Origin of the sequence: Bradyrhizobium sp. (genome assembly GCF_028868675.1) — a bacterium.
Lineage (GTDB): Bacteria > Pseudomonadota > Alphaproteobacteria > Rhizobiales > Xanthobacteraceae > Bradyrhizobium.
This window is the reverse complement of sequence record NZ_JAGWUA010000223.1, coordinates 1-7,562: the sequence shown is the minus strand read 5'-3', so window position 1 is coordinate 7,562 and position 7,562 is coordinate 1. Positions and strand designations below refer to the sequence as shown.

At 66.8% G+C, this 7,562-nt stretch carries 8 protein-coding genes; 4 read left to right on the top strand and 4 right to left on the bottom strand.

The genetic code is table 11. The annotated features are described in order from the left end of the window. The 3 genes from KGM94_RS21725 to KGM94_RS21715 form a co-directional block, all read right to left on the bottom strand. Positions 1 to 188, bottom strand: a 188-nt coding sequence (locus KGM94_RS21725; protein WP_300263970.1) for a hypothetical protein, incomplete at its 3' end; no start/stop codon positions are given. Between the two features lie 298 nt (positions 189 to 486). Beyond that, positions 487 to 993: a hypothetical protein gene (locus tag KGM94_RS21720; protein ID WP_300263967.1), complete on the bottom strand. Its 507-nt coding sequence runs from the start codon at positions 991 to 993 to the stop codon at positions 487 to 489. A gap of 280 nt (positions 994 to 1,273) precedes the next feature. Further along, the gene (locus tag KGM94_RS21715) at positions 1,274 to 2,419 is read right to left on the bottom strand and encodes a hypothetical protein (RefSeq protein WP_300263965.1); all 1,146 of its coding nucleotides are present in this window, start codon (positions 2,417 to 2,419) and stop codon (positions 1,274 to 1,276) included. 75 nt (positions 2,420 to 2,494) lie between these two features. Here KGM94_RS21715 and KGM94_RS21710 point away from each other — a divergent pair, with 75 nt between their 5' ends. Further along, complete coding sequence (locus KGM94_RS21710; protein WP_300263963.1) at positions 2,495 to 3,694, top strand: MFS transporter; 1,200 nt, start codon at positions 2,495 to 2,497, stop codon at positions 3,692 to 3,694. Here the strand turns inward: KGM94_RS21710 and dgcA are convergent. Beyond that, the gene (gene dgcA / locus KGM94_RS21705) at positions 3,664 to 4,659 is read right to left on the bottom strand and encodes an N-acetyl-D-Glu racemase DgcA (RefSeq protein WP_300263960.1); all 996 of its coding nucleotides are present in this window, start codon (positions 4,657 to 4,659) and stop codon (positions 3,664 to 3,666) included. The genes KGM94_RS21710 and dgcA overlap by 31 nt on opposite strands. A 143-nt stretch (positions 4,660 to 4,802) precedes the next feature. Between dgcA and KGM94_RS21700 the strand changes: the two genes are divergently transcribed. The 3 genes from KGM94_RS21700 to KGM94_RS21690 all read left to right on the top strand — a co-directional run. Further along, positions 4,803 to 5,936, top strand: a complete 1,134-nt coding sequence (locus KGM94_RS21700) for an ABC transporter permease (protein ID WP_300263958.1) — start codon at positions 4,803 to 4,805, stop codon at positions 5,934 to 5,936. Positions 5,937 to 5,938: 2 nt separating this feature from the next. Further along, positions 5,939 to 6,721 (top strand): ABC transporter ATP-binding protein, encoded by a 783-nt coding sequence (locus KGM94_RS21695; protein ID WP_300263955.1) that lies wholly within the window; start codon positions 5,939 to 5,941, stop codon positions 6,719 to 6,721. A gap of 17 nt (positions 6,722 to 6,738) precedes the next feature. Next, the coding region (locus KGM94_RS21690; RefSeq protein WP_300263952.1) for an MlaD family protein at positions 6,739 to 7,562 on the top strand (824 nt) is incomplete at its 3' end.

Below are 7,562 nucleotides of genomic sequence, written 5' to 3'. Positions count from 1 at the left end.
TGCGGGGCGTTCCGGTAGTTGGAGTTGCCGATCACCAGCGCCACGCGCTGCTCGGGGCCCTGCAGCGCGGTCGGCGCGGCGTTGCCCGGCTGGACGGGGGCGGTCTGGGCGGCGGCGGGGCTGCAGGCGAAGCCCAACAGGCTTCCGACGAGGCCCGCATACATCAGAATGGATTTGAGGCGGAACATGGCGTGCTCCTTTGGCACTGATCTCGATCGCGAGATTGGTGGCGGAGAAGCTAGACCGCGTTCGGAGGAAGGGACGTGATGTCGGTCACCGTGGGGAGGAGCGTGATCTGGGTCACGCTGGAGCGGGCGTGGCGGGTCTTGTTGCGCTGTCAGACCCTCATGGTGGGGAGCGCGGAACGCGCGTCTCGAACCAAGAAGGCCGCAATCTTGCCCGCGAGCCATCGCAGGGCGAGACCAGGATGAGTTTCGCTTCTACCCATCCTGCGGGCTGTCACCATAACGTGGATCATATTGGCGACTACCGAGGTGTTGCTGGCGACGCGGGCTGACTGACCAGGTTGACGCGACCGAACGATCCTGGGCCATGCACCTTGCGGAACGTGAATGTGTTCTCGTGCAGACGGTATGAGCAGCCCGAAATGGTTCTGTTGTCGCCGCCGAATATGTTCTTGTTGGAAGTTGGTGCCACGAGAGCAACGATTTCGTCGTTTGGCCCGCCGGGAAACATCTGAAGGTCGCCCACCTTCGATGCGGCGAGGGGAGACATCGAAAAGTTTCCGATGATCGTGACCTGAGGGTATTCTCTGGTGAGCTTGTTCGCGCAATCCTTGATAAGTTCGGGCGTAATGTATTGTTTGGCGGCTTCGGCCGTCTCGTATCTTGCTTTCAAGCCCGGCATCGCGCGTGGCGATATCCCCATGACGGATTCCTGGGCGAAGCCAGAGCCTGGCGATTCGGGTGCCGATGTCGTCGTGCATCCCGTCAGGAATAGGCTCGCTGTCGTCATCAGAATGAGGAATCGCATCCTAAATCTCAAGGTAGTATTGATTGGTTGATCTCTATTAGAGAGTGTTGCGATCTGTCCAGAGGCAGGTTGTATCGACCCACAGGCTTCCCAACAGGAGAGGATCGTCCACGACCGACGCGCCTTGCGGATTGTACGATGATCTTGGCGGTTCTGATTTGCCCGACGTGTCAAATGATTTTCGTAAAAACGAAACATCGGCCGAAACCCCTGACCACTGTGCATGGGGTTGAACCGCAAGTTTTGCGGGGAGCGCGTGACATCGGCACGCTCGGCGCCTTCAGGAGAAGAACGCGATCTTCTCGGCCTGGGTCATGCGGCGGATCGGCGCGAGGGGATCGTTGGCGGCGGGCGGCGGCTGTTGCAGCATGCCGCTGGCGAGGATGGTGGCGCCGAGCGAGGCCTCCTCGGGCAGCGGCGAGGGCATGGGAAGCCGCGCGGCCTGCGCCACCGCCTCCGGCAAGGCTCGCTCGATCGCCGCCGTGGCGGCCTCGGGAGCCGCAACCGCCGCGACCGGTTTGGCCGGAATCGGCTCCGCCGTGACGGGTGGCCCGGCCGGAGGCACGACCTCGGCGAGCTCCGCGGTCGCCTCGTCGAAGTCCGGATCGGCCGCCGCCATCTCCAGCGCGACCAGATCCAGCACGGCTTCGTCTTCCGCTTCCGCCGCGGCGTCGGTCGAGAGCTCCTCGACCATGTCGGCGGCTGCGATTTCGGCCGCGCTCTCCGCGATGACGTCGGCGCGCTCGGGCGCGATGGCGGCCTGCTCCGGCAACTCCGCGGCGGCTGCGCTGCCGGCGCCGATCTCCATGGCGGCCTCGACGTTCGGCGCTGCCGTCGTCTCATGCGCGGCCTGGGGCGCTTCCGGTGCCGGGGCAGCGGGGCGCGCGGCGCCTGTGTCTGTCTGCTCGACCATGTCCTTCAGGAGATCGAAGGCGGCCTTGAGCTCGGCGTGCGGATCGAGGCCCGAAATCTGTCCACAGGCGCTCTCGATGGATACGAGCTGCGAATCGATGAGGTCGCAGATTCGCCCGTCGGCGCCGATCTCGCGCCAGCGCCAGGAGATCTCCTTGACGATGCGCACACCCCGATGGATCGCCCCGAGGCTCGCCTCGATCGCCGCGCGGTCGAACGCCGCGCCGGCGGCGATTTCCGCCTTCGCGATCGCCTGGCGGATCGCCGCCAGCGCGCCGGGCAGCCGGTCCTCGACGACGGGTTGGCGCTGTGCCGCAAGGGTTTCCTCGATTCTGGCCACCGCATCGAGCACCATGGTCGTATCGGCGTTGCGGTTGCGCTTGGCATATTCGCCGAGGAACCAGCGGCCGCGCGCGGTCTCCATGAAGGCTTCGCGGATCGCGTCGTAATCCGCTTCCGTGGGCTCGGCCGCACGGGCGGAAATCGGCGAGAGGGCGAATGCTTCGTTGGCCATGGCAATCTCGTCGCGCAAATCACTGCGCGTTACTGTAACGATCACCACGATATCGACCGAATCGCAATTGAATTGATGCCGCCCGAATCACAAATCCCCATAGCTTCGGCTCATGCGAGCCGACGATTCGCCGTCCGGCTGGCGCTGTTCTACTCGACGTCGTTCGCCGTGGTCGGCACGCATCTGCCGTTCTTCACGGTGTGGCTGAAGGCCGTCGGCATCGAGGCGGCATGGATCGGAATCATCTGCGCCGTCCCCGCGGTCACGCGCTTCACCACGCTGCCTTTCATCACCGGCCTTGCCGAACGGCGCCGCGCGCTGCGCACCGCGCTGGTCCTGACCGCGCTCGGCGCCGCGATCAGTTTTGCGCTGCTCGGTACGCAGCACCGGCCCTGGCCGATCTTCCTGCTCTATGTCGCGACCTGCTGCTTCTGGACGCCGCTGATCCCCTTGACCGATGCCTACGCGCTGCGCGGCGTCGCCCGCTACGGTCTCGATTACGGTCCGCTCAGGTTGTGGGGATCGGTCGCCTTCATCGCCGGCGCGCTCGCCTGCGGCCTCCTGGTCGATGTGATCGCCGCGCGCGAGCTGATCTGGGTGATCGTCGCGCTCGCGCTGCTCGCTTCGCTGACGAGCCTGTCGCTGCAGCCGCTCGACGAGGCGCGGCGCAAGACCGCGCTCGCCCATGGCGGCAAGCGCCTGCTCGGCGATGCGAGCTTTCTCGCGATCGTCATCTCGGCGGCGCTGATCCAGAGCAGCCACGTCGCCTACTACACCTTCGCCTCGATCAACTGGCAGGCCCACGGGCTCGGCGGGCTGACGATCGCGGCACTTTGGGCGCTCGGCGTGTTCGCCGAGATCGTCGTGTTCGCGGTGTCGCCGCGGCTGGCGCTGCATCCGGCGGCTCTCGTGGCGATCGGCGGCCTCGCCGCCGTGACGCGCTGGTCGATCACGGCGCAGGAGCCGCCGCTCGCGCTGCTCGCGGTCGTCCAGCTCGGCCACGGCCTGACCTACGGCCTGACCCAGGTCGGCACCATGAATCTTCTGGTTCATCACGTGCCGGTGCACCAGATGGCGCGGGGGCAGGGCTATTTTGCCGCTGTCAACGGGCTTCTCGCCTCGACCACCTCGGTGCTGTCGGGCGCGCTCTACGCCCGCTACGGCGAGGGCCTCTACTACGTCATGGCGGCGATGGCGGGCGGCGGCGCGCTCCTGATGTGGTCGGCGCGGCACCGGCTGATGGCTCAGCCCCAGAGCGAGGCTTCCGGCGGATAGACCAGGCTGCCGTCGTAGCGCAGGCCGTGGTCGCGATCGCGCGCCAAGAGCAGCGGGCCGTCGAGATCGACGAAGCGGGCCTGCGGCGTCAGCAGCATGGCCGGCGCCATCGACAGCGAAGTCGCGACCATGCAGCCGACCATGATCTGAAAGCCCAGCGCCTCGGCCGCGTCCGCCATCGCCAGCGCCTCGGTGAGGCCGCCGGTCTTGTCGAGCTTGATGTTGACCGCGTCATAGCGGTCCCGCAGCGGCGCGAGCGAGGAACGGTCGTGCACGCTCTCGTCGGCGCAGACGGCCAGCGGCCGCCGGATGCGCGCCAGCGCCTCGTCCTTGCCGGCCGGCAGCGGCTGTTCGACCAGGGTGACGCCGGCGTCGGCGCAGGCCGCGAGGTTTTGCGCCAGATTGGCTGGCGTCCAGGCCTCGTTGGCGTCGACGATGAGCTCCGATTGCGGAGCGGCCTTGCGCACGGCTGCGATCCGCTCGCAATCGCCGTCGCCGCCGAGCTTGATCTTGAGGAGCGGGCGGTGCGCCGCCCTGGCGGTCGCCTCCGCCATGGCTTCTGGGCTGCCCAGCGAGATCGTGTAGGCGGTGGTGCAGGGGCGCGGCGCGCCGCGTTGCAACAGGGTCCAGGCCCGCAACCCCGCCTCCTTGGCCTCGAGGTCGACCAGCGCGCAGTCCAGCGCGTTGCGGGCGGCGCCCGGCGGCATCGCGGTTTGCAGGGCCTGTCGGTTCAGGCCGGCCGAAACCGCATCCCGCATGGTCTGGATGGCCAAGAGTGTCGCCTCCGGCGTCTCGCCATAGCGCGGATAGGGCACGCATTCGCCGCGTCCGACAAGCCCCGCGCGGCTGATCTCGGCCAGCACCGTGATGGCTTCGGTCTTGGCTCCCCGGCTGATGGTGAAGCTGCCGGCGATCGGGAAACGCTCGATTCGCGCCGCCAACATTGGAAGTCCGCTGGAAGTCATTTAAAACTCTGGCAATTTCGAACCGTTAGGTTGCCTTGGGCAACTAACTATGGCTGGTTGGGGATACCTTCTTCAAGGTAGGGGCGCGTGCGCAACCATCTCTTTTCCTCCGCGCGTGCAGCGACGGCACGGGAGCGGGCATCGTGAGCGGCGATCCGAAACTGGAGCGGATTGCAAAGGGCAATGCGCTGGCGCTGTGCGCGACCGGCACCTGGACCGCGAGCTTCGCGCCGGTGCTGGAGCGGATGGTGGCCGATGCCGAACAGCTCGCCGGCAGCCGTCCCAACATCTTCATCGACGTCTCCGAGGTCAGCAAGCTCGACACCTTCGGCGCCTGGCTGATCGAGCGCCTGCGCCGCAGCCTGACCCAGGGCAAGGTCGAGGCGCAGATCGCAGGCCTGTCGGCCAATTATTCGAGCCTCGTCGACGAGGTGCGGCGGGTCAAGGCCGCGCCCGTGATCGAGGCCGATGCCGTCACGATCGCCGGCATGCTCGAGCAGATCGGCCGCAGCGTCGCCGGGGTCTCCGGCACGCTGACGAGCCTCGTCGACATGCTCGGCGCGGTGCTGGCTGCGAGCGGCCACGTGCTGATCCACCCGCGCTCGTTCCGCCTGACCTCGACCGTGCATCATCTCGAGCAGGTGTGCTGGCGCGCGGTGCCGATCATCGTGCTGATCACCTTCCTGATCGGCTGCATCATCTCGCAGCAGGGCATCTTCCACTTCCGCAAATTCGGGGCCGACATCTTCGTGGTCGACATGCTGGGCGTGCTGGTGCTGCGCGAGATCGGCGTGCTGCTGGTCGCGATCATGGTCGCCGGCCGTTCCGGCAGCGCCTATACCGCCGAGCTCGGCTCGATGAAGATGCGCGAGGAGATCGACGCGCTGCGCACCATGGGCTTCGATCCGATCGAGGTGCTGATCCTGCCGCGCATGCTGGCGCTGGTGATCGCGCTGCCGATCCTCGCCTTCCTCGGCGCCATGGCCGCGCTCTATGGCGGCGGGCTCGTCGCCTGGCTCTACGGCGGCGTCGATCCCGAAGCCTTCCTGCTGCGCCTGCGCGACGCCATCTCGATCGATCATTTCATCGTCGGTCTGGTCAAGGCGCCGGTCATGGCTGCGGTGATCGGCATCGTCGCCTGCGTCGAGGGGCTCGCCGTGCAGGGCAGCGCGGAATCGCTCGGCCAGCACACCACCTCGTCGGTCGTGAAGGGCATCTTCTTCGTCATCGTGATGGATGGCGTGTTCGCGATCTTCTTCGCCTCGATCGGGATGTGACGATGGCGCAGGACATCCAGGCCAGGATCCAGAACCCGATCATCCGCGTCCGCGACGTCACCGTGCAGTTCGGCGCGACGCGCGTGCTCGACGGGCTCGACCTCGACGTCCGGCGCGGCGAGATCCTCGGCTTCGTCGGCCCCTCCGGCGCCGGCAAGTCGGTGCTGACGCGCACCATCATCGGGCTCGTGCCCAAGGTCGGCGGCCGCATCGAGGTGTTCGGCGTCGATCTCGATGCCGCCGACGCCGCCGAGCGCCGCGGCGTGGAGCGGCGCTGGGGCGTGCTGTTCCAGCAGGGCGCGCTGTTCTCCTCGCTCACCGTGCGGCAGAACATCCAGTTTCCGATGCGCGAATATCTCGACCTCTCGCAGCGCCTGATGGACGAGATCACCATGGCCAAGCTCGCCATGGTCGGCCTGAAGCCCGAGGTGACCGAGCGCTACCCTTCCGAGCTTTCCGGCGGCATGATCAAGCGCGTGGCGCTGGCGCGCGCGCTGGCGCTCGACCCGGAACTGGTGTTCCTGGACGAGCCGACCTCAGGCCTCGACCCGATCGGCGCCGGCGACTTCGACGAACTGGTCAGGACCCTGCAGCGCACTTTGGGCCTGACCGTTTTCATGGTAACCCACGATCTCGACAGCCTCTATACAGCCTGCGACCGCATCGCCGTTTTGGGGAACGGTAAGATCATTGCTGCAGGGTCGATCGCCGACATGCAGGCCTCGCAGCATCCCTGGTTGAGGCAATATTTCCATGGCAAGCGCGCCCGCGCGGTCATGAGCTGAGGGGCGGGAGTGTTCTGATGGAAACGCGGGCGAACTACGTATTGATCGGATCCTTCACGCTGGCCGTGATCGCCGCGGCGATCGGCTTCGTGCTCTGGTTCCAGTCGCTGCACACCACCAAGCAGCGCAGCCCCCTGCGTGTCGTGTTCGAGGGACCGGCGGCGGGACTGCGCAATGGCGGCAGCGTCAACTTCAATGGTATTCGGGTGGGCGAGGTGGTCTCGGTGAAGCTCGACAACCCGCGACGGGTCGTCGCGCTGGCGATGATCGAGAACAAGGCGCCGATCCGCAAGGACACCCTGGTCGGCCTGGAGTTCCAGGGCCTGACCGGCGTCGCCGCGATCTCGCTCAAGGGCGGCGAGGAGGCGGCTCCCCCGCCGCCGCTCGACGAGGACGGCATCCCGATCCTGACCGCCGATCCGAACAAGCTGCAGGACGTCACCGAAGCGATCCGCGGCACGCTGCAGAACATCAACAAGCTCGTTGCCGACAATCAGGAGTCGGTGACGAAATCGCTGAAGAATCTCGAGACCTTCACCGCCTCGCTGTCGCGCAATTCCGAGCGCATCGACGCCGTGATGGCCAAGGTCGACGGCGTCATGCTCAAGGCCGACAATTTGATGCTCGGCCTCAATACGCTGGCCGGCGGCAAGGACGGCGGCGAACTGTTCCTTGCGGTCAAGTCGATCCGTGAACTCGCCGACGACTTCGACAAGCGCTCCGGAGCGCTGATGGCGGATGGCCGCCGGACGCTCGGCGACATCAGCCGCGCCGTGAACAATTTCGACCGCAACCCGACCCGGGTGCTGTTCGGCGCCAGCAACAGCGCCCAGCCCGCGCC